Raw genomic sequence first — 21,688 nt, 5'->3', positions numbered from 1 at the left:
CGAACTGAAGGTTCAGACGAGGCCCCACTTGGCCAGGATCTTGTCGACCGTGCCGTCGGCCTTGAGCTTGGCGAGGCCGGCATTGATCTTCTTCAGCAGCTCGCCGTCGGTCTTGCGCACGCCGATGCCGACCGAGCCGGAGATCACCGGCTTGTAGCTCTTGACGATGCGCACGCGCGGGAACTGCCCCTGCGAGAGGTTGTAGGCGATGATCGGCAGGTCGAAGACGGCGGCCTGGACGCGGGCGGCGTTCACATCGGCGAGGATGTCCGGCAGCGTCTTGTAGAGCTTCACTTCCGAGAACAGGCCCGAGCTCTGCAGCTTGTCGACATAGGCCGTTCCGATCTGGACGCCGATCGTCTTGCCCTTGAGGTCTTCGAGCGTGACGTAGTCCTTCGTGTCGGTGGCCGGGACGATCAGGCCCTCGCCATAGGTGTAGATCGGGTCCGAGAAGTCGATCACCTCCTTGCGGACCGGTGTGATGTACATCGCGGCGGCGACGATATCGACCTTGTTGCCGGTGAGCGAGGGGATCAGCGTCGAGAACTGCATGCCCTCGACCTCGACCTTGAAATCGGAGACGGCGGCGATCGCCTTGATCAGATCGACCATCACGCCTTCGATGGTGTTGGTCTTGGTGTCGAGGAAGGTGAAGGGGCTGCCCGTCGGCGTCGAGCCGACCTTCAGCACCGCCTGCGCCTGCGCCGGGGTCAGCCCGGCTGCGAGCGCGCCGCCCGCCAGCATCGACAGAAAGGTGCGACGTTCCATGGCAAAATCCCCCGGTTGGGCCTGTGTCTGAATGGCACGGCAATTTTCACCTGCGTGAAGATACGAGCATAGGACAAACTTGTCGGCAAGCGATTTCACGTGCATGAAATAGCGGCGACGAATGGAGCCTTCATGAGCAGCCCTGCCGCCACGCCGTCCCGGCCGGAAGTCGATTCAGAGATCGGCGCCGGTCTGCGCCGCCTGCGCCGCGAGCGTCGCCTCTCGCTGGTCGATCTGGCGGGCCGGACCAATCTCTCGATCGGTTTCCTCAGCCAGATCGAGCGCGGCAAGTCCTCGCCGACGCTGCGAGCGCTCGCCAGCATGGCGGATGCGCTGGGCGTCGGCATCGGCGATCTCTTTCCCAAGGGCGGGGAGGCGGCTTCGTCCCAGACCGCGACGATCGTGCGGGCGGGCGGGCGCAGCGAGCTGCAGCTCTGGCGCTCCGGCATCCGCAAGCAGCTCCTGACCCCGCACAGCGAGGGTGCCAAGCTCAGCCTCTATCTGGTCGAGATGGAACCGGGCGCCAGCACCGGCGACGAACTCTACACCCATGGCGGCGAGGAGGCCGGGCTTGTTCTGAACGGCGCCATGAGCCTGAGCGTCGAGCAGGAGAGCTGGACGCTGCAGGAGGGCGACAGCTTCCGCTTCCTGTCCTCCCGGCCGCACCGCTTCGCCAATGCGGCTTCGGGCGAGACACGGGTTCTCTGGGTGAACTGCCTCTGAAGGCGCGCTCAGAGCGGCCGGCGCGGGCTCGCCACGCCGAAATGGCAGATCGGCTCGCCGGGCTTGGCCGTGGTGCTCGGGAAGATGACGAAGCCGTCGCTCGGCGCGGTCACGGCGGTCCCATCCGCGCGCGTCGCCAGCAGGGCACCGGCCGGGACGCGGTCGCCGGTCTTCCAGCCCTGCGCCACCCGGTCGCCCGCCGCCTCGCAGATCACCACCTCGGTCATCTGGATCACTGAAGTCAGCGCCGGTGCGGGAGCGGGCGCGTCGATCAGGCCGAGATGGGCGAGCGTATTGCGGATGGCGGCATAGCCGATCTCGACGGAAGCGGGGTCGTCATGCTGCCCGCATTCCAGCGTCACGCCAAAGCGCCCGGCAAAGCGCATGAATTCTGTCGTGCCGAAGCCCTCGGTGACGGCCAGGGGCGGCAGGTTCAGCCGCTCGCGCGCGGCGATGATCTGGACATAGTTGTCGAGCCAGCCATGGATCGCGACGGGCACGCCGAGGCAGGCGGCGAGCGCGAGCTCCGCCGCGCCGTGCCGGAAGGGTTCGAGCGGGCCAGTATTGTCCTCCGGCCCCAAGAAGACGAAGGGCTCGCCCTCGCCGCGGAAGGAATGCACGTCGAGCAGAACCTCATGCTCGCGCAGCAGGGCGCAGAGCCGGCGGCCGATGCGGTCCTCGTTGTCGACCGGTTGCAGCCGCTCGCGCAGATCCCGGTTGAGGTTGCGGTCGCCTTCGCGGGTGTTCTGGCGATAGGCCTTGGGGTTGGTGACCGGCACGAAGGTGACCTCGCCGCGCGCGATCAGCAGCCGGCCGGCCCGGCAATTCTCGACAATGCGCGCGATCGCCTTCGGGCCGCAGCTCTCATTGCCATGGACGGCGCCGAGCACCAGCAGCTTCGGCCCGGCCTGCAGGCCATGGAAGCGGATGCTCTCCAGCGGCGCGGCGTCAGTGGCGGGAACGGTCCAGGTGGTGTCGGCGGGGGCTGTCATGGGCGGTTCCGGTGGGCAAGTGGGGGGCGGCGAGGCTGGGTACCAAGCTGGCCCTTTGCGCCAGTTCGTCTCCGCAGAGAAGGGTCGTGATGCGACCCCAGGGCCGGTGGAGGAGGACACACACCGTGTCCCATCGCTCTCCGCCCATGCCATGTCGGTCGACCGGCCGGTCGTCGCGGACGCGGCCCGTACGAGTCTGTGCGTCAGATCTTTCCCCTGACGCCGAGCGAGACGTTCAGCGCCTCGGCGTCCGCCCCGGCACCCGGCTTGGGAATCCGCGCAAACTGGCCGCTGGCGGCGTCGTAGATCCGAGTGCCGCCCTTGGCTTCGAAGTATTTGGTATAATCGACGCGGCCGACGAGCGAGAAAGCCGTGGTCAGCGGGTACTCGACCGCGAGATTGGCGCCGATCATGGCGGAAGGCGAGAACTTCTCCGTGAAGAGCGTATAGCGTAACGCGTGATAATCGCGGTCCCGACCAAAGCTCGCAGGGCTGCCATACAGTTCGGCAGACAGCGAAAGCGTCTCTCCCCGATAGGTCGTCCCAAGCCCGAGATAGGGCGTATCCCATTGTTGCCGATAGGAGATGCCCAGGCGGCTCGGATCGAAGTTTCCGACCGCGTCGCGAAATCCATTCTGCGAGTAGACATAACTGCCGCCATAAGCCCGGTACTTGATGTCATAGTGGCGGAAACCGGCCAGGGCGGAGATTGCGAAATCCCCGCCGTCGATGACTCGATAGGCGACGCTCACATCGGCTTGCCATGCCTTCGGAACGCGGGTGTCGGGGTGCAGCGATTGGTGGCTCCAGGAATCGTCGCCCCGGTAGCCAAAGAGCCAATCCCGATCGCGCATGTCGGCCTCCGACGCCACGGCCGCCCAGAGGCTGCCACGGAGGACGACCCCGTCGAACGGACGCAAGGCCGCGCGACCGCCGAGCGTCACCGCCTCGCTTTTCCAGTCGAGCTGGCTGATCTTGCTGCGGCTCAACGGATCATAGACATTTTCTGTCGAAACGCTGCGCAGATAGCCGATCGACGGTGTCACGCTGAACATCGGCTCGCCGGCAGCCCCCGTCGCCGAGCCGGGATCGAAGCCTTGCGCCAGCGTCGGGCCCGACAGGAGGACGAACCCGACAAACGTCATCAACCATCCACTGCGACTCGGCATCGTCCATCTCCCGGTTCAAGGGCGATTGGACGCAATTTGTCTCAATAAACGATTAACCATACTTGGAAGGCCGATCTGACGTCTTCGCGCAACGTCAATTCCGTCTGCCGTCACTGCGGTTGAGCTTCTGTCGGTTTTGGCGGTTCAGTATTCCGGGCTTCCCCATCCACGTGTTTGCAGATTTCCCAAGTGTCGAATACCCCAAGCGCCATGCTGAAGCTGCGCTATCTGCTTCCATCCTCCTTCACCCCGCGCGCGACGATCCGGAGCGCGCCGTCCGGCAGGGGACGCTGGAGCGCGCTGGCGTATTCCCAGGGCGCGGTCATCCAGGTCTCGCAGGCTTCGGGCGTCGTCAGGATGACCGGCATGGCCTTGGGGTGGATCGCCTTGACCTCGGCATTGGGATCGGTGGTCAGGAAGGCGTAGAGATCCACCGAGACCGGGCCTTCCTTCAGCTTGCGCACGCTGGCCCAGTGCGGCGTCCAGATTCCCGCGAAGAAGGCCGTCGGCCGGTCCTCGCCGAAGGCGAACCAGATGTCGCCGCCCTCGGCCCTGTTGAACTCGCTGAAGGATGTGAAGGGCACGAGGCAGCGGTTCTCGATGCCGAGCCAGCGGCGCCAGTGCGGGCTCCTGGTGTTGCGCACATTGGTGACCCCGGGGTCGGTCTTCTTGCCTTCGAGCGCGAAGGCGGGCGAGGGCATGCCCCACCGCGCCATCGCCAGCGTCGGCATCCCGCCCTCGTTGCGGATGATCGGCGCGGCATAGTCGGGAAAGATACCGGGCTGCGGCACGATCTGCGCGGCGACGTCGAAGGTGGCGAAGAGCTTGCGCATCGCCTCGATGTTGCGGGTGTGGCTGTAGAGGTTGCACATCGCCTCGACCCTTTGCCCGACATGGACCCGATACGGCGATCAGGAGAGCCGGATGGATGGATCGGAGGTCAGCACTGTCACAATGTGGATCCTGGGAGATCCGTTGGTAGCGGGAGAGGGACTCATACCAGCCCCCCACAACCAAACGCACCTTCAATTTCGGTTTAACAACCGAACCACTTGACACATCCGCCGGGACCTGACGCCGCGTCGGTCGTTTCCCGTGTGCATCGTGATGCAGGTCCGATGGGGTTGTGTCGGGATATTGCGAGCTGGCGTTAGACCAGGAGGGATTCGAACCTCCAACAGGCTATCTAGTACTGATTTATAACAGCGTTTTCGGATTCCGCGAGGGCTGCTGTGTGAAAGCACAATGTAATCCTAGACGATGCTGATCGCAGCGCCGTGGCTCGGGGCGCCAATTGAGTCTAATGGAGATCGCATGCCCATCTCGAAGTCGGCCGCGTCGCGGTCGACGGGACGGCGGAATGCATGCTCCGCGATCGGCTTTTGAGGCGGCGCTCCTGATGGTCAACTGGAAACGGACCCGGCGCGCTGATCGCGACCGGTCAACCAGCTTCAAGCTAGATGGCTACTGTCCGGCAGAGCCGGAGTGGGCCGCGCACAGATCTCGCCGACATAGGCGTTTGCCTCCCCGAGAGGCCCGATCGCCACGGTCGCGACGGTCTTTTCGACTGAAAAGTGATATGGGCATCGAAACAGGGGCCACGACCTGCCGTTGCCATCGACGTGGGTTTGGATCGAACGGGTGTCGTCGCCGGCCTCAGCTCCGGCGATTTCGTTGAGCGTCCGGACGGAGCCGGCTGCGATGCGGGCCTCTTCCAGCAGCGCGATCGCGGCGGCCCGCATCGGGACGGTTCTCGAGCCGATGATCTCGTCCGCCGTCGGAGATTGGCACGCCGCCACAACGTATCCGTCGGCGCATGGCACCACCGAGTACGGATCGGCCGAGGACGTGCCCCACAGGGTCTGCGTTAGCCACGCGCTGACATCCTGCATCGAAAGGTCGATCATCGTGCCCCGCCCGGTTTGCCGGCGTTGCTCGAGCCCGTAGATCACGGCCAGCAGGCCGGCGATGCCGCCGGTGACGTCCGCGGCCGAAATCCCGAGCTTGAAGGGGATGCCTCCCGCCCTTGTCGCATCCATCAGCCCCGACATCGCCTGGACCACCGTGTCGAAGGCCGGCCGGCCGGGATATGCGGAATCCTGGCCGAAGCCCGATATCCCACAATAGACGAGCCGGGGATTGAGCTCCGAAAGCCGCTCCCAGCCGAAGCCGAGCTTGTCGAGCGAACCCGGCTTCATGTTCTCGATCAGAACGTCGGACCGTTCCAGCAGACTCGCGAAAGTCTGGCGGTCGGCGTCGCTGCGCAGATCGAGCAGGCAGCTGCGCTTGTTCGCGTTGTTCATCGTGAAGAAGTAGCCCTGCCCATCCTGATGCGGAGGCCAGGCGCGGGAGGCTTCGCCGCCGGGCGGCTCGATCTTGATGACCTCGGCGCCGAGCAGAGCGAGCTGCTTGGCCGCGAGCGGGGCCGTCGTGTACTGCCCGATCTCGATCACGCGCAGACCTGCCAGCGGCTGGGCCGGCAGTTGCGGGGCGCTGGCCTGATTCGTCGAGCCACGGCCCGGCTGCGCCTTGAGGAAGCCGAGCGGCGCGGGCCTGTCGTCCTCCGAGACGGAGCGGCGATGCTTCAGATTGGGGTCCTGGCCGAGTTCGGCGAGCGTCAGGATCGGCCCTGCGGCGAGTCCCGCCGCGTTCAGCGCGGCGACGCAATCCTTGACCGACAGCGTCGACGTCCAGGCTTCGACCAGCCCGTCGACTGCTTCGCATTGCTGGACGCGGTCGGCCAGCCTGGCGAAGGCCCCCTGGGCGAGCCCGGGCCGGCCCATCAGGGTGCAGAGCTTCACCCAATGCTCGTCGGTGGCCGAGCACAGCAGGATCCAGCCGTCGCTGGTCCTGTAGGAGTTCCACGGAACTGCCATGGGATGGCGGTTGCCCGAGCGATGCGGCGTCTTTCCTGCATAGACCAACGGCAGGAACGACGAGAGCCCGTTCAGGGCGCAATCGATGAGCGAGAGCGAGATCTGCTGCCCTTCGCCCGTCGCGGCCAGGCGCGGCCAGGCCACGAGGATGCCTGCCGCCGCGAAGATGGCGGTCTGCAGCTCGACGACGGGAGCGGCGCAGATGGTGGGCGGCGTGTTCGTTGTCCCGGTTATATCGGAGATGCCTGCGACCGCCTGCAGGAGCGGCTCGGTCCAGTGGCCGTGCTCGCCCGTTTGGTCGACCGTGATGTCGAGCACGATCTGGTCGTGACGGCAGGCGGGAAGCGCCATCTCGTCGCGACGGTCCGAGGAGTGCAGGACGACATTGGCGCGGGCCAGCGCCTCGGCGCGCGCCTCGCTCGTTCCGGGCAGGCGTGTCTTGAAGCGGGAGAGCGCATCCTGCGGAGCGGTGCCGGTGAGGTCGATCACGGTCGCGCCGAGCTGTGCGAGCAGCCCGCCGCAAGCCCTGACCGCGGGGCGCGAGCCCCACTCCAGAACAGTCAGGCCATCGAGGCGTTGTTCGAGCGTCATCGCGCGAACGCATCCTGAAGGCCGCCGACGCCCGAGATGGTTGGGAAGGACTGGATCTCGTCGAGCAGCGTCTGGAACGCGGCGTCGCTCAGCCGGCCGCCGACGAGTGCGTGCGCCTTCAGCCTGAGCTGCTCGATGCCCATGGGATTGGCCGGCGTGCCGACGCTGTCGAGCACGCGCTCCGTGCGGCGCTTGCCATCGCAGAAGGCAACCTCGACCTCAGTGCCGAAATGAGCCGGATAGGACGCTTCGAGCGCTTCGTCGGCTTCGACCTCGACCCGGTCCGCCCAGGCGAGGATGCGCGCGTCCGACAGGTTGGCGGCCTCGAAGGCGTCGAAACGCTCCGGCCCATAGGCAAGCGTCGCGCCGACCGTGTAGGGCAGGCTGTACTGCGCCGCCATCGGTGTCTGGGGGCGGCGCACCATGTGCTGCTCGACGAGCTTGCGCGGGCCGCGCACCGTGATCGAGGCTATCTGGTCTACCGTCGCTGAGAAATTGCCGGTCGTGGTACGCAGGCCGTCGATCATCGAATGCAGGAGACGGCAGCAGGCATAGGGCTTGATGCTGATGTCGTGGATCGCGAGGCCGTTCGGGCCCATCCTGTTCAGTTCGCCCAGCATGGCATCGTTGCCATAGAGCGCCAGGAAGCCGTATTTACCGTCGAGGCTGCGACGCGGAGCATCGATTCCCACCAGCGCCATCTGCGCGGCGAGGACGCCGTTGCGGGCTGCGTATCCGGCATGAAGCCGCTTGACTTCGGCGCCCGTGACCTCCTGCGAGAACTGCATCGATCCGGCAGAGAGAGACAGGGCGTGGCCCCAGGCGCAGCTGATGCCGTCCGCATCAAGACCAAGAAGCTTGCCGACGGTGGCGGCGGCGCCGAAGACGCCGAGGACCGCCGTGGGGTGGAAGCCGGTGGCGATGAGGCGCTCGGCGCGCGCGGCGATGCCGATGCGCGCCATGGCCTCGTAGCCGGCTGCGACGGCCGCCATCACGTCCCGTCCCGAGGCTCCGGTCTCGGCCGCGACGGCCAGCGCGGCCGGGATCACGACCGCTCCGGGATGGCTCATCGAGGCGTCATGTGTGTCGTCGAGCTCGAAGCTGTGACCGGCGGCGCCGTTCACAAAGGCGGCGATCTCGGCCGTCGCCATGATGTCGCTGGCGACGATCCGGGCCGGGCCGGTGTCGCGGTAACGCTCGGCCCAGCGGTGTAGCGCCACGATCCAGGGACGTTCCGCGCCGCCGAAAGCGACCCCGGTATAGTCGAGGATCAACGACTGGAGCTGGATCCGGTCGGCCTCGCCGAGCGAGCCCGGAGCTAGTGCGAGAAGCTCTGCGGCAAAAGCCTGCGTGTGATCGACGTCGTGCGTCATGATGCTCAGCTCTCCGCGGTCTGCCGTTCACGAAATGGCTTCAGGAAGTCGCCGGCGCGCATGGAGGGGTGGGAGCGCTCGTACTGCGGCGGAAAATAGACTTCCTCGCCGAACTGGGCCGCCGCGTGCCAGGGCCAGCGCGGGTTGTAGAGCATGCCCCGCCCGAGGGCGACGAAGTCGGCCTGCCCACCTGTCAGGATGTCCTCGGCCTGCTGCGGCTGCGTGATCAGCCCCACTGCCATGGTGGGAATTCCGACCTTGCGGCGGATCTGCTCTGCGAAGGGAACCTGATAGCTGGGTCCGATCGGAATCTTCTGCTTGTCGGTAGAGCCGCCGCTGGAGGCGCAGATGTAGTCGCAGCCACGCTTTTCAAGCTCGCGGACGAAGACGACGGATTCCTCCGGGGTCCAGCCGCCTTCGGCCCAGTCCGTCGCCGATATGCGGACACCCAGCGGCTTGCGCTCCGGCCAGACCGCGCGAACCGCTTCGAAGACCGAGAGCGGGAAGCGCATTCGGTTCTCCAGGCTGCCGCCATAGGCATCTGTGCGGGCATTGGCGAAGGGCGTCAGGAAGGAGTGCAGCAGGTAGCCATGCGCGTTGTGAATTTCGATGATGTCGAAACCCGCAGCGTCGGCTCGGATCGCCGCGTCGCGGAAGGCGTCCCTGACCTGCGCCAGTCCCGCTTCGTCGAGAGCTTCCGGCATTGGGCGGCCGGGATAGGCAACCGCGGACGGGCTCGCCATCAGCCAGCCGCCCTCGCCGTCCTGCATGCCGACCTGTTTCTCCCAGGGAACCGTGACGGAGCCTTTGCGGCCGGAATGGGCGAGCTGCATGCCGAGCTTCGCGCCGCCGTGCCGCCGGCAGAAATCGACGACGCTCCGCAGGCCCTCGACATGATCGTCCGACCAGATGCCGAGGCATTTGCCGCTGACGCGGCCGCGCGGCTCGACGGCCGTCGCCTCGGTGAAGACGAGCCCGGCGCCGGACGCCGCGAGATGGCCCAGATGCATCAAGTGCCAGTCGGTCGCGCGGCCTTCGGCATCGGCCGAGTACTGACCCATCGGTGAGACGACGATCCGGTTGTCGAAGGTGACGGACCGCAGCGTCGTCGGTGAAAAGAGCATCGTCTTCGACATGTCCTCGGGCCTCTTCTCATTTTGCGTTGGGCGTCGTCAGCAGGGCGTCGATGTCGTCGATCTGCTGGATGGCGAGCACGGCTGCCTTGAGCCGCTGGTTCGAGGCCTCTCCGAGGACCGGAACGACCATCTCGTCGAACTTGGCGAGCAGGGCCTCGTCGCTGAGCGGATGGCGCGCCGAGCCGAGAGGTTCGTCGACATAGCGGCGATGCTCGGCGCCGGCCTTCGTCCTGACCAGGACCTTGGCCGAGCGCAGGCGCGGATAGTCAGCCTCGCAGGCGTCGTCGACGCGAACATCAACCTTGCCGGCGAGCTCCGAGACGTTGGCCTCGGCCAGCACATCCGCATCGAAATCGGCGATGCCGACGCGTTCCCTGGTCGCCGCCAGTGCCGTGCAGAAGCGGTAGTTCATCTGTGCCGACGGCATGTCCTGCCAGCCGCCATGGGCATGGCCGGCGGCGATCTCATAGGTGCCGATCTCGATGGCGGCGATATCGCCGGGCGCGACGCCCTCTTCCCGCGCGATGGCGATGACCGCGTCCAGCCCCGGATGCAGATGCCGGCAGCAGGCATAGGGCTTGATGTAGCAGCGGGCGATGTTGAAGGATTCTCCGAGCCCGGCCACGAGCTTGCCCGCGTCGGCCTTGCCCGCAAAAGCCTGCAGGAAGCCGTCCTCGATCTCCAGCACGCCGGCGGGGCCGGTCATGCCGTTTCTGGCCAGATGCGCGGCCAGCAGGCCTTCGCGCGCGGCGAAGCCTGGGTGGAGGCGCTTGATCTCCCCGCCGCCGTGCAGGAAGGCGAAGAGGCCCGCTGCCGAGCTCGCGGCGATGGCGAGAGCATGGGCGGTCTGGCGGGCGTCGAGCCCGAGCACAGAGGCGACTGCGACGGCCGCCCCCAGCACGCCGGTGATCGACGTGTTGTGGAAGCCGCGCTTGCGGGACGCGGGATGGACGGTCTCTGCGACGCGCGTCACCACCTCGTATCCGGCGGCGATTGCCGCGGCGACGCGTCGCCCGTCGACCTTGTTGCCCCAGGCGGCGGCGAGCACGGCGGGGATGACCGGCGCGCCGGGATGGACGGAGCCGGCGCGATAGCCGTCATCCAGTTCCAGGCCATGCGCACTCGCGCCCATCAGATAGGCGGCGGAGAGGCGCTGGCGCTTCGCCGAGAAGCCGGGGAGGGGAATGTCGCCTTCCGGCTCGAGCTCGGCGATGGTGCGCTCCGCGATGCGGGCCGGCGAGCCCTGCGTGCCGGCGATGATCGCGCCGAAGGTGTCGAGCAGGTGCCTGCGCACGCCGCGCCGTGCAGCCTCGTCGAGATGATCGTAGCGCAGGCCCGCGCAGAACGCGGCTAGTTCCGTGGTCGGGCCGTCGGGGATGTGGGTGTCAGCTTTCATCGCGACGTCCGCCCTTGATCAACAGCGCATCGAGAGCGACGACGCCGTCGCCCTGCCTGCCGATGAGTACCGGGTTTATCTCGGCCTCCTCGACATCGAAGAAGGCCAGCCGGGAGAAGGCGGCGATCGCCTTGGCGAGAGCCTCGATATCGCCGAGGTCCATGCCGCGATAGCCGCGCAGCGGCGCAAAGCCGCGAACCTCCGCGATCATCCGGCGGGCCTCGTCGACGTCCACCGGCGCGATCCTGACCGAGACGTCGCGATAGATCTCCGTCAGGACCCCGCCGACGCCGAGGGTGACCACCGGGCCGACCGTGGGGTCGAGCCCGTATCCGAGCAGCGCCTCGCCGATGCCGCGGAGCATGGGCTGGACCTGGATGCCGCTCAGGCTTGCATCCGGGGCGGCCTTGCGGACGCTTGCCAGGATCTGGCGGCACGCGGCCTTCAGCGCCGCCTCGTCGGCGCAGCCAACGACAACGCCGCCGACTTCCGTCTTGTGGGTGATGTCCTGTGACAGGATCTTGGCGACGGCCGGATAGGCCATGTCGCCGAGGGACATCTGCTCAATGGCCGACATCTCCGCCGGCAGGATCCACTCCGAGGCCATGGGGACGCCGAGTTGCGCGAAGATTGCGCCCGCCGCCTTCGCGTCGAGCGAGTCGCCCTGCGCGGCTTCGAGGAGTTCCGCGATGCCATTGGGCAAAACAGCCGGCAGGATCTGGCGCGGCGCCCGCCAATCGAAATAGGCGCGGATCGCGTCGGCGCAGGATTCCGGTGTCCGGAAGGCTGCGACATCGGCCTCGGAGAGCAAGCTCAGCGAGGCTTCAGCATGTGGGGTCAGGAAGACCGCGACGGGCTTGGCGGGATCATGCTTCACGGCGGAGGTGATCGGAAACACCGCCCTGTCCGGTCTGAACTGGGAGGACGAGCCGACGACCGGGACGACGAGGTCGCAATCCCGGGATGCCATCAGTTCGCGCAGCACGGCGCCATAGGTGCGCGGGTTCGTGCCGGCGAGCGTCAGGTCTACCAATGGCGTGCGGCTGATCGTGATACCCTGCTCGGCGAGATTGCGAACCGCGCTCTCGGAAGGCGCCACAATCTCGACGTCGTGGCGCGACATCGCGTCAATCACGAGGGTTCCGCCGCCGCCGGTGGTGCTCATCACCGAGACGCGGCGTCCCAAAGGCGGTCGGCGCCCCTTCACCAACGGCCCGATCTCGAGAAACGCATCGAGCGTCTCGACCCGGATCACGCCGATGTCGCGAAGAAACGCATCCATGGCCGCGCCGTTGCCGATGATGGCGCCTGTATGAGACGCGGCGAGTTTTTCGCCGACTTCGGATCGGCCGACGCGGAAGGCGATGACCGGCTTTCCGGCGCCGAACGCGCGGCGCGCCATGGAGGCAAGACCGGATGGATTGCGCACCGTTTCGAGGAAAAGGAGGATCGCGTCGGTCGCGGGATCGTCGATCAGCATCTCGCCGATTTCCGCGACACCGAGATCCGCCTCATTCCCGACCGACACCATCTTGGCGAAGCCGAGACCGCGCTCCTGGCCTCGCGATAGCACCGCGCCGATCAGGCTGCCGCTCTGCGAAATCAGGCTGTAGCGACCGGCCTTCAGCTCCGGCAGTGACAGGATCTCGTTCGCCGACAAGGCGACATGGTCGGGAAGGTTGATGATGCCGAGGCTGTTGGGGCCCAGAAGCCGCATACCGCCGTCGCGCGCCATATCCACCAGTTCGCGCTGCCGATCAGGTCCGCTTCCCCCGCTCTCCGCAAACCCGTTCGAGAGGATCGTCGCGCAACGCACGCCGGCCCTGCAGCAGTCCGTCACGGCGTCGACGACGCTATGGGTCGGCAGCATGATGAAGGCATGATCGACGGGCTTGCCGATCTGGTCGACGTTTTTGTAGGCCCGCTCGCCGAAGACGGAATCGCGATTGGCGTTGATGGGGAAGATCTCCCCTCCGTAACCGTGTCGGCGCAGATACTGATGCGGCAGCGAAGCATGCTTGTTCTCGTCGCCCGATGCGCCGACGAGGGCGATGCTGCGAGGACTGAACAGGGCGTCCGGAAGAGTTGCGGGGGTCATCAGGCCGGGACCTTCGCGAGCGATGGCAGACGCTGCGGGAACGTCTGATCGAAGACGTGCTCGGCGATGCGGTTGAGCAGAATTTCGATGGTGCCGCCGGCGATCATCCAGCCGCGGGTGCGGCGGAAGCAGTATTCGACAAGTGAATCCTGACTGTAGCCGGCGCCGCCCATGACTTGTATCGCCTCGTTGGCGACGTTAAAGCCCGCCCTGTTGCAGGCGACCTTCGCGATGGCGGTCTCTTCCGCGGACGGAAAGCCGCGATCAGCGCTGGCGGCCGCTCGGTAGAGCAGAAGTTGGGCCGCATCGAGCTGGATCTTCATCTCGGCGAACTTCCATTGAAGGCCCTGGAAGTCGGCGAGGGGGCGACCGAACTGCTTTCTGGTCAGCACATGGTCGCGTGCGACGTCGTAAGCGTAGCGGCCGAGCGCGAGCGAGCGCGACGAATTGCCGATCCGCTCAACGTTGAAGCCAGAAATCTGCTTCTTGAAGCCGCCCGGCCCGAGCAGCACGTTTTCGCGCGGGATGTAGACGTTGTCGAAGAATATCGGGTTCCACTCCTCTCCGGAGAGGAAGCGCACTTGTTTACCAAAGGTGACGCCCTCGGTGCCGCGCTCGACGAGCACCGACCCGATATTGCCGACGCCCGGCCCGAAGCGGACATACACGAGGAACACCGTCGCGTGCGTGCCGTGGGTGGTGAAGATCTTGCTGCCGCTGAGGCGAAAGCCGTCCCCGTCTTCCTTCGCCGTGGTCGTCAGTTCGGTGACGGCCGAGCCGGCGTTGGGCTCGGTCATGGCCACCGAGATGAGCGCGGTGCCCTCGAGCAACGGCTTAAGGTAGCGCTCGCGCTGCTCGGGCGTCGCGTACTGCATAAGAACGCGGATCGCACCGAAATTGCCGGCCTGGACGACGTCCGCCGAGCGCGGGCAGGAGCGTGCGATCTCCTGGATAGCGATCACGGCGTCCATCAGCGTCCCGCCGACGCCGCCGCTTGCCTCGCTGGCGGTGATTCCGAGCAGACCCTGCTCGGCCATCATCTTCGCGACATCCCAGGGATAGTCGTCGCTGTGAGCGCGCTCGAGCGCCCCGGCGGCGAGATGACGCTCAGCGAAGGCCCGGACCGAGTCGCGGAAAAGGACCTGTTCCTCGTTCAGATTGAAATCCATGTGTGTCAGCCCGTTGTGCCGGTTCTTGCGGAGGAAGAGAAAGCTTTGCCGGCATTGCCGATCAGCGGAGCGGCAGCCCTGCGCGGGCGCATGACGCCCGAATTCATTAGTCCGCTGCGCAGTGTGAAGGTGTGGCCTTCCGTGGGATGCTCGACGGCTTCGACAAGCCCGCGACTGCGGACATGGTCGCTGGCGACGGCTTCGTCGGGCGTGAGGACGGGGATGACCGGCAAGGCCAGTTTCGTCATGACGGAGCCGATCTCGTCGCGATCATGCGCCAGGCAGTAGCTCGCGATGGCCTCGCGGAAGAGCTCGGCGCGCTCGCCATGGCTCGACAGCCGGGCCTTGTGGCCCTCATCGGCGAAATCGAGATCGGGACGTCCGATCAGCTCGCAGAACTTGCGCCAGATCTTCGTTTCCAGGAGGCAGACCGCGACCTTCTTGCCGTCGCGCGTCGGATAGGTACGATAGCGCGGGTTGCCGCCCCAGACTTCCATGCTAGGCGTGCCGGACCCGCCGGCATGGCGCCCGAGCGCGCTGGCCAAGCCTATATTGCCCATGCCGAACAAGGCATCGAACATCGCCAAGTCGAGATAGGTGCCTTGCCCGTCACGGTCGCGGTTGCGCAGCGCGCCCATGATGGCGATGACCGCCATCGTCGCCGCGGCATAGTCGGCGGCCTGGAAGGCGGGCGCCGGCGTGTCGGCGAGCGAGAGCAGGCCTGTCGCCGCCTGGATGGCGAGATCGTGGCCCGCGATGGGAGCAAGCGTCCCGGTCTGGCCGAAGCCGGTGATGCTGCAATAGACGAGCCGTGGGTTCAGCGCCCTGGCGCGGTCCCAGTGCACGTCGAGCTTTTCGGCGCCGCCCCGGCCATAGCTTTCGACCAGCACGTCCGCATCGGCGATCAGCGCATGGGCGGCCGAGCGCCCCTCCGGCGTCGAGAGATCGAGCGCGAGCGACGTCTTGCCGCCGTTCACGGAGCAGAAATAGACGCTCTCCGCGCTATAGAGCGGCGGATTGTGGCGGCTCGGATCACCGTCGGGGTGTTCGACCTTGATCACCTCCGCGCCGAGATCGGCGAGCATCTGCGTGCACCAGGGGCCCGGCAGAAGGCGGCTGAAATCGGCGATCCTGATGCCGTCGAGTGGGAGCTTGCGATCGGCCATCGTTATTCTCCCTTGAAGCTAGGGCGGCGCTTCTCGAGGAAGGCCGTGATGCCTTCCTGCTTGTCCTTGGTGCCGTAGACCGTGGTGACGAGGAAGGTTTCGAACTCGATCGCCGAGGCGAGGTCCATCTGCATGCCGCGATGCACGACGCGCTTGACGAAGCCGAGGCTGAGCGGGGCGCGCGTGGCGTAGAGCTCGGCCATTTCGAGTGCCTTCTTCAATGCGCCGCCGCGCTCAGTCAGACGGTTGATCAGACCGATGCGGAGCGCCTCGGCGGCGTCGATCGGCTCGGCCGCGAACAGCATGTCCAGCGCGTTCGAGATGCCGACCACGCGCGGCAGGCGCTGCGTGCCGCCGGCGCCGGCGACCGTACCGATGCGGGCGCTGGTGATGGCGAAGGTCGCTCCCTCTGCGGCGACGCGCAGGTCGGCCGCGAGCGCGAGTTCGAGGCCGCCTGTCATGCAGAAGCCTTCGATCGCGGCGATCACCGGCTTCGAGGAATGCTCCAGAGTCGCGTTGAGCGCGTGCCACTTGTTGAAGTAGCGGGTGCCGTCGGTCGCAGTCTTGATCTTGACGGCTTCGGTCAGATCGGCGCCGGCCGAGAAATACTCGGCGCCGCCATAGAGGATGATGGTGCGCGTCTCGGCGTCGTCCTCCGCCGCCTCGAAAGCTGCGATGATGTCAGCCATCATCTGCAGGCTGACGGCGTTGCGCCGCTCGGGCCGGTAGAGGTTCAGGATTAGGGCCGAACCGCTGCGCTCGACCCGCAATGTCTCGTATTCAGTCATATGGCCACTCGCTCGTGAAAATTGATCAGCAAGGCGTCCACCGCATCTGGAGCCTCGAATTGGACCCAGTGCCCCGCATCCGGGACGACGTGGAATTCGGCGTCCGGCCGCGCTCTGCGCACGAGATCGATGCGCGCCGCAATCGAGGGCACGGGCAGCCGGTCGCTCTCCCCCCAGATCAACTGCAGGGGAGTGGAGCTCGCGCGCAGATCGTCGATCAGCCGATCCTGGAAGCTCAACTTGCGGCTGTCGAACCGCGTGCGGGCGATGTTCTCGCTCTGCAGGCGGACCACCGGATCGTCCGGCGCGGGCGCGCTTGCCAGCATGAAGGTGCCGAGATTTTGCGCGACCGCCCCGGCATGGCCCGTGGGGTCCTCGGTGATCGGAGGCACGGGCAGCAGGGTGACGTCCCGTCCCGCGGGAATGCCGAAGCCGCCGGGACCCAGCAGCGACAAGGCGCGGACGCGCGTGCCGAGCCTGCGCGCCACGGCGGCCGAGATCACGCCACCGAAGCTGAAGCCGACCAGTCCGAACTGCCTGGTCGCAGGCGCGATCTGAGCGAAAGAGGCAATGACCTCCTCGACATAGCCGAGCGCGTCGCGCTCGCGCGGCGCCGGCGCGTCGCCGTAGCCCGGCAGTTCGACCGCCGCCACCTCGAACCGCCTGGAAAGCGCCTCAAGATTGGCAATCCAGTGGCTTGCCGAGCCGACGCCGCCATGGACGAGAACAAGCAGCGGGCCATCGCCGTACCGGCGTACCGTGAGCGACCCGACGTACTCCGGCGAGACGGCCAGGGCTTTCGGATGCGCGTTCATGCGGCCTCCACGTCGAGGGGCCGGCCGAGATAGGACTCGATGACGTCGGGATGCTCGACAACCTCGTCCGGGGAGCCCTCGTAGAGTTTGCGACCGAAGTTCAGCACCACGACGCGCATCGAGAGCGCGATGATGACCTCGACGAGGTGCTCGATCATCACGATCGTGACGCCCGCCGCATGGATGCGCTGCAGGACGAGCATCAGCTCATCGACCTCGCCGCGATTGACGCCGCCCATAACCTCGTCGAGCAGGAGTAGCCGCGGGCTCGTCGCCAGCGCCCTTGCGAGCTCGAGCTTCTTCTTCTCGCCCAGGGTCAGTGCGCCGGCCATGACATGGCGCTTGGCGGTCAGGCCCGTCAGTTCCATCGGCAACTCTGCCGCCTCGCGGGCCTTGGCCAGCGTCGCGGCACGCTGGCCGGAGAACAGCGCGCCGGTCATGACGTTGTCCTCGACCGACATCTCCGAGAAGGGGCGGACGACCTGAAAGGTGCGCCCGATGCCGCGATGCGAGATCTGGTACGGTGCCAGGCCGACCAGCGAGGCTCCCTCGAAACGGATATCGCCCGACGATGGAGGGAGATACCCGGTGATGAGGTTCATCAGCGTCGTCTTGCCGGCGCCGTTCGGGCCGATGACCCCGACGAATTCGCCCTTGCCGACAGTCATCGAGAAATCGCTGACGGCGGTCAGGCCGCCGAAAATCTTGGTGAGGCTGCTGATCTCAAGCATGACGAGCCTCCCGGATCGTGCGGGCGGACTTGCCGCCGATAAAGGCGTCCCGAACCTCGGGCGACTGACGTAGCTCCGCGGCGCTGCCGGCGTGGACAATGCGGCCCGCCGACATGACGTAGCCGCGACTGGCGACGCTCAGCGCGGCATGGGTGTTCTGCTCGACCAGGAAGATGGTGATCTCGGTCAAGGCGATCTTGCGGATCGCCTCGAAAACCGCCTGGACAATCATTGGCGCGAGCCCGAGGGACGGCTCGTCGAGCAGTAGGAGCCTCGGTTTCGCCATGATGGCCCGGCCCAGTGCCAGCATCTGCTGCTCGCCGCCCGACATCAGCCCGGCGCTCTGCACGCGTCGTTCCGCAAGCCGCGGAAACAGGGTGTAGACCTCCTCGAGCCGGGCGGAGCGGCCGGCGCGTGCTTTGGCGTTGAACGATCCGAGGACCAGGTTCTCCTCGACGGTGAGGTTCGGGAAGACCTTGCGTCCTTCCGGAGAGAGCGACAGCCCGGCCTCGACCCGCTGATGGGAAGGCATGGCGAGCAGATCCTCGCCATCATAGGTCACGCTTCCCGAGCTGGCGTCGACGAGACCGGACAGCACCGCCATCGTCGTCGTCTTGCCGGCGCCGTTGGCGCCGAGCAGGCAGACGACCTCCCCTTTCTGGAGCTCGAAGTTCAGTCCCTGGAGAACGCTGGATTCGCCGTAGCCGGCATGGAGATCGCGGACAGACAGCATGGTGGTCATGACCTGCCTCCGGGACCGGTCGCCAGCGCTGGGGACAGAGCGTCCGCCGTAGCTTGCTTCTTCTTGCGGCCTTGCATCACGCCCTCGATGCCGCGCGGGAGGAACAGAATGCAGATGACCAGCACGAGGCCGAAGGTCATCTGGCTGACGCCTTCCATGTTGCCGAACCAGATCCGGGTGCCCTCGGAGAGCGCAATGATCGCAAAGGAGCCGATGACCGGACCTGCGAGCGTGTGGATGCCGCCCAGGATCGGCGCGATCTGCGCCAGGATGGTGTTGTGCAGCGTGAAGCCGACCTCGGGGTCGAGATAGCCGCCGTACCAGGCGTTGATCGCGCCCGCCGCCGAAGCCATCGCGCCCGAGATGGCGACGATGATCATGCGCTGCCGTCGCGGTGCGATGCCGAGCATCTGGGCCGCAGCCTCGTTGTCGCGCATGGCGCGGGAGGCGAACTGCAATTTCGAGCGCGAGATCAGGATTGCCACGCCGACACTGGCGACGGCGGCGAGCGCGGCGACGAGATACAGCGTGTGCTGGCTCGGCCGCAGATCCTGGCGCAGGAACAGGCCGACGGCGCCGCCGGTGACGTCGGGCAGCATCAGCGCCGAGATGCGCAGCCCCTCCGAGAGAGCCAGCGTGGAGATCGCGAAGAAGATGCCCTTCAGGCCGCCGGTGACGGCAGCGACGATCAGGCCCATCAAGGCGCCTGCGAGCAGGGCTACGACGAGCGTTCCCAGGACCGAGCCGCTCCAGGCATTGGCCGACAGGATCGCGGCATAGCTGCCGACGCCCCAGAAGGCCGAGTGCCCCAGCGAAACCAGGCCAGCATTGGCCATCAGGTTCCAGCTCGTCGCGAGCATGATCAGTGTGGAGGCGCGGAACAGCCAATTGTTGATCTGTGGAGCATCCCAGAAGGTGCTCGCCACGAGACCGAGCGCGGAGAGAACGCCGAGCGCGATCATGACATTGGATTGACGTGCCATTGCTTAGTCCGCCACCGCTTGGCCGACGATGCCTCGCGGACGGAGCACCAGGACGAGGAAAAGAACCGCGAAGGCAACCGCTTCGGCCCAGCCGGTCCCGTTGGGGACGTAGTAGCTGACCGCGGTCTCCGCGAAGGCGAGCAGGAAGGCGCCCAGAACCGCTCCGACGATGCTTCCCAGCCCGCCGAGAACGATGATGGCAAAACCCTTCACCAGGATGTGGAAGCCCATAAAAGGCGAGATGGCGCCGATGAAGCTCAGGATGACGCCGGTCGCGACGCCCAGCGCGACGCTGAGGCCGAAGGCAAGCGCATACATGCGCTTGACGTTGATTCCGACCAGGACGGCGGCATCGCGCTGCTCGTCGAGGGCGCGTGTCGCCCGTCCGAATTCCGTGCGCCTGAGCCAGAAGAACAAGGCGGCAACCAGGACCACGGCGACGCCGAAGCCGATCAGGCGCCCGCCGGGAACGAAGACCTCCCCGAACTGGAAGGAGGAATAGGCATAGGGCGTCACGACTGAGCGCTCGTCGGCCTTCCAGATCATGACGGCGGCGTTCTGCAGCACGAGGCCGATGCCGAAGGTCAGCAGGATCTGGTTGACGTGCGGCGCCTTGAGGACCGGCTCGATCGAGACCTTGAACAGGGCCATGCCGAACAGGCAGCCGACGACCATCAGCAGCGGCAACGCCAGCAGCGGGTCGATTCCGCTGACGAGGGCGATCGTATAGGCGCCATAGGCGCCGAGCATGACGGCCTCGCCATGCGCGAAGTTGATGACGCGGGTCACGCCGAAGCTCAGCGCCAGGCCGATCACCATCAGCGTATAGATTCCGCCGAGCAGCAGCGCGTCGACGATGAGTTGTGGGATGTAGTGCATGATCCTGCTCCGCCTGGTGGCGGCCCGGACACTAGGCCCGGGCCAGCTCTGTCATTCCTGGACGGCGGATTTGATCTTCCCGACGGTTGGACCGGGCGGAAACAGCATCACGTTCTTTCCGCTCTGGCGCTGGAACACGACGAGGTCGGTGAACGCTTGGTTCTTCGTGCCGCCGGGGGTGGGGACGAACTTGGCGTCGCCGAGAAGCGTGTTCTTGACGTCGAGCTTCTGAAGTTCGGCGACGACCTTTGCCTTGTCGTCCCCGCCAGCTTTCTCGATGGCCAGGAAAAGCAGCATGGCGCTGACGTAGCAGCCGGCGTCCTCGAAGTCGGGCTCCTGGCCATACCTCTTGATGAAGGCGGCCTCCCACTCGTCGCTCGGCGGGAATAGTTTCGGATAGTCGGCATTACCGGGACGCTTAAGCCCGGGCAGATAGGTGGTGACGCCGATCCAGCCTTCCTGGGCCTGGCCGACGGCCTTCTGCCATTCATCAAGCTGCGTAGCCGCCGTTCCGACGAGGTAGGGAACAGGCAGCTTGCGGGTATAGATCTGCTTGGTGAGCGTGACGGCGTCAGTCGTCTGGACGAGGCCGAGCAGGATGCTGGGCTTTGAGCGTGCAATCTTCGTGAGGAGCGGGTTCATATCCGGCGCGTTGGTCCGGACGATCTCCTCTGCGACGATCTCGAAGCCCGATTCCGTCAGGTATTTCTTGGCGTAGGGCTGGTGGGTCCGGCCATAGTTGTCGTCAGAGAAGACCAACGACACCCTCTGCCCCGTCGGCAGCTGGCTTTTCAGGGCCGCGGCGACGCTCTGGTGATAGTGGTAGGCGAAGGGGAAGGTGTGGAAGAACTCCGGCTCGGGGCCGGCCTCCTCCTCGAGCTTGGTGCTGGTCGAGCCCGGGACGATCCAGAGCGGCTTGGTCTGGCGCCATGCCGGGATCGCAGCCGCCACCGTGGGGCTCGCGATCGGCCCGATGATGTAGTTGACCTTCTCTTTGTTGACGAGCTCGTTGAAGACCGAGATCGTCGCCTGGGATTCCGACTGAATGTCCCGATGCAGAAGCTCGATCTTCTTGCCGGCGACCTTTCCGCCATAGACCTCGGCGGCCAGCTCGGCGCCGCGCTTGCCGGATGCGCCGTAGGCGACGAAGCGCCCGCTGAGTTCCATCGGTACGCCGATCTTGATGCTGTCCTGCGCGATAGCCGCCGAAGAGGCCGCGAGGGCCGAGACGGCTAGGCCAGCCAATATGCACGATCGAAAATCAGACTTCATGTTTCGCTCCCGTTGCGCCGA

19 protein-coding genes are annotated in these 21,688 nt (G+C 66.3%); 1 reads left to right on the top strand and 18 read right to left on the bottom strand.

Annotation, left to right across the window (positions count from 1 at the left end; genetic code table 11):
• Positions 1-12: 12 nt before the first annotated feature.
• On the bottom strand, positions 13-768 hold the full coding sequence (locus ACFPN9_RS02035; RefSeq protein WP_066735714.1) for an ABC transporter substrate-binding protein: 756 nt from the start codon (positions 766-768) through the stop codon (positions 13-15).
• Positions 769-900: 132 nt separating this feature from the next.
• Here ACFPN9_RS02035 and ACFPN9_RS02030 point away from each other — a divergent pair, with 132 nt between their 5' ends.
• Positions 901-1,491, top strand: coding sequence for a helix-turn-helix domain-containing protein (locus ACFPN9_RS02030; protein ID WP_066735712.1), 591 nt, complete (start codon positions 901-903; stop codon positions 1,489-1,491).
• A gap of 8 nt (positions 1,492-1,499) precedes the next feature.
• Here ACFPN9_RS02030 and ACFPN9_RS02025 read toward each other — a convergent pair whose 3' ends face one another.
• The 17 genes from ACFPN9_RS02025 to ACFPN9_RS01945 all read right to left on the bottom strand — a co-directional run bounded on the left by ACFPN9_RS02025 (position 1,500) and on the right by ACFPN9_RS01945 (position 21,667).
• Positions 1,500-2,483 carry a succinylglutamate desuccinylase/aspartoacylase family protein gene (locus tag ACFPN9_RS02025; protein ID WP_066735709.1) on the bottom strand — a complete coding sequence of 328 codons (984 nt, stop codon included), beginning with the start codon at positions 2,481-2,483 and terminating at the stop codon, positions 1,500-1,502.
• A gap of 203 nt (positions 2,484-2,686) precedes the next feature.
• Positions 2,687-3,652 (bottom strand): omptin family outer membrane protease, encoded by a 966-nt coding sequence (locus ACFPN9_RS02020; protein ID WP_082735061.1) that lies wholly within the window; start codon positions 3,650-3,652, stop codon positions 2,687-2,689.
• A gap of 224 nt (positions 3,653-3,876) precedes the next feature.
• Positions 3,877-4,524 (bottom strand): SOS response-associated peptidase, encoded by a 648-nt coding sequence (locus tag ACFPN9_RS02015; RefSeq protein WP_066735703.1) that lies wholly within the window; start codon positions 4,522-4,524, stop codon positions 3,877-3,879.
• A gap of 579 nt (positions 4,525-5,103) precedes the next feature.
• On the bottom strand, positions 5,104-7,119 hold the full coding sequence (locus tag ACFPN9_RS02010; RefSeq protein ID WP_377815148.1) for a CaiB/BaiF CoA-transferase family protein: 2,016 nt from the start codon (positions 7,117-7,119) through the stop codon (positions 5,104-5,106).
• Positions 7,116-8,492, bottom strand: coding sequence for an MmgE/PrpD family protein (locus tag ACFPN9_RS02005; RefSeq protein ID WP_377815146.1), 1,377 nt, complete (start codon positions 8,490-8,492; stop codon positions 7,116-7,118). Before ACFPN9_RS02005 ends, ACFPN9_RS02010 begins: the two co-directional genes overlap by 4 nt.
• A gap of 5 nt (positions 8,493-8,497) precedes the next feature.
• On the bottom strand, positions 8,498-9,628 hold the full coding sequence (locus tag ACFPN9_RS02000) for an NADH:flavin oxidoreductase/NADH oxidase (protein WP_377815144.1): 1,131 nt from the start codon (positions 9,626-9,628) through the stop codon (positions 8,498-8,500).
• 16 nt (positions 9,629-9,644) lie between these two features.
• Positions 9,645-11,024 carry an MmgE/PrpD family protein gene (locus tag ACFPN9_RS01995; RefSeq protein WP_377815142.1) on the bottom strand — a complete coding sequence of 460 codons (1,380 nt, stop codon included), beginning with the start codon at positions 11,022-11,024 and terminating at the stop codon, positions 9,645-9,647.
• Positions 11,014-13,122, bottom strand: coding sequence for an acetate--CoA ligase family protein (locus tag ACFPN9_RS01990; protein ID WP_377815140.1), 2,109 nt, complete (start codon positions 13,120-13,122; stop codon positions 11,014-11,016). The genes ACFPN9_RS01995 and ACFPN9_RS01990 overlap by 11 nt, the downstream gene beginning before the upstream one ends.
• On the bottom strand, positions 13,122-14,291 hold the full coding sequence (locus ACFPN9_RS01985; protein WP_377815138.1) for an acyl-CoA dehydrogenase family protein: 1,170 nt from the start codon (positions 14,289-14,291) through the stop codon (positions 13,122-13,124). The genes ACFPN9_RS01990 and ACFPN9_RS01985 overlap by 1 nt, the downstream gene beginning before the upstream one ends.
• A gap of 5 nt (positions 14,292-14,296) precedes the next feature.
• Positions 14,297-15,457: a CaiB/BaiF CoA transferase family protein gene (locus ACFPN9_RS01980; RefSeq protein ID WP_377815136.1), complete on the bottom strand. Its 1,161-nt coding sequence runs from the start codon at positions 15,455-15,457 to the stop codon at positions 14,297-14,299.
• A 2-nt stretch (positions 15,458-15,459) separates the two neighbouring features.
• A complete protein-coding gene (locus tag ACFPN9_RS01975; RefSeq protein WP_377815134.1) occupies positions 15,460-16,245 on the bottom strand; it encodes an enoyl-CoA hydratase/isomerase family protein in 786 nt (261 codons plus the stop codon).
• On the bottom strand, positions 16,242-17,060 hold the full coding sequence (locus ACFPN9_RS01970) for an alpha/beta fold hydrolase (protein ID WP_377815132.1): 819 nt from the start codon (positions 17,058-17,060) through the stop codon (positions 16,242-16,244). The genes ACFPN9_RS01975 and ACFPN9_RS01970 overlap by 4 nt, the downstream gene beginning before the upstream one ends.
• Positions 17,057-17,791 (bottom strand): ABC transporter ATP-binding protein, encoded by a 735-nt coding sequence (locus tag ACFPN9_RS01965; protein ID WP_377815129.1) that lies wholly within the window; start codon positions 17,789-17,791, stop codon positions 17,057-17,059. Before ACFPN9_RS01965 ends, ACFPN9_RS01970 begins: the two co-directional genes overlap by 4 nt.
• Entirely contained in the window at positions 17,784-18,533 is a 750-nt protein-coding gene (locus ACFPN9_RS01960) for an ABC transporter ATP-binding protein (RefSeq protein WP_465247891.1), read from the bottom strand. Before ACFPN9_RS01960 ends, ACFPN9_RS01965 begins: the two co-directional genes overlap by 8 nt.
• Entirely contained in the window at positions 18,530-19,516 is a 987-nt protein-coding gene (locus ACFPN9_RS01955) for a branched-chain amino acid ABC transporter permease (RefSeq protein ID WP_377815127.1), read from the bottom strand. The genes ACFPN9_RS01960 and ACFPN9_RS01955 overlap by 4 nt, the downstream gene beginning before the upstream one ends.
• 3 nt (positions 19,517-19,519) lie before the next feature.
• Positions 19,520-20,395: a branched-chain amino acid ABC transporter permease gene (locus ACFPN9_RS01950; RefSeq protein ID WP_377815125.1), complete on the bottom strand. Its 876-nt coding sequence runs from the start codon at positions 20,393-20,395 to the stop codon at positions 19,520-19,522.
• A 51-nt stretch (positions 20,396-20,446) separates the two neighbouring features.
• Positions 20,447-21,667: an ABC transporter substrate-binding protein gene (locus tag ACFPN9_RS01945; RefSeq protein ID WP_377815123.1), complete on the bottom strand. Its 1,221-nt coding sequence runs from the start codon at positions 21,665-21,667 to the stop codon at positions 20,447-20,449.
• Positions 21,668-21,688: the final 21 nt, after the last annotated feature.

It is taken from the genome of Allobosea massiliensis (assembly GCF_042655245.1).
Taxonomy (GTDB): domain Bacteria; phylum Pseudomonadota; class Alphaproteobacteria; order Rhizobiales; family Beijerinckiaceae; genus Allobosea; species Allobosea massiliensis.
This window is presented reverse-complemented; position numbering and strand designations above follow the sequence as displayed.